Annotated in this window: 1 protein-coding gene; it reads left to right on the top strand. The window is 41.6% G+C overall.

The window, feature by feature from the left end; translation table 11 throughout:
• The coding region (locus HMPREF2917_RS08550; RefSeq protein ID WP_141751551.1) for a Spy0128 family protein at window positions 1-428 on the top strand (428 nt) is incomplete at both ends.

Here is a 428-nt window from a genome sequence, read left to right as displayed (position 1 = left end):
GCCCTTAAATACAAGAAGGGTCAAGAAGGTACCTACAAGTACACAGTAGAAGAAGTTAAAGGCTCAGACGCAACCGTTACATACGATACAATGAAAGCTGTCGTTACAGTTGAAGTTCGTCATGATGGTACAGCGAAAGCCTTGATCACAAACGTGACAGATCCTGCCGATAAAGAGTTCAACAATACTGTTCGTCCTCCAGAAGAACCTAAATTCCAACCAGAGAAATATGTTGTTTCTGAAGAGAAATTCGATATCACAGGTGACAAGCTCGTTGATGACGATAAAGAGTTGGCAGACAAGTACGCAGATACAAATGCGAACCCATATGCGGACAATGCATCAAACAACGAAGCTCAAAACTTGAATACCAAGACTGTTAAACGTGGCGACAAGTTGGTTTACCAAGTATGGTTGGATACAACTAA

The organism is Streptococcus sp. HMSC061E03, from assembly GCF_001813505.1.
GTDB lineage: Bacteria > Bacillota > Bacilli > Lactobacillales > Streptococcaceae > Streptococcus.
The sequence above is the reverse complement of the archived record's forward strand: the minus strand, read 5'-3'. Positions and strand labels throughout refer to the sequence as shown.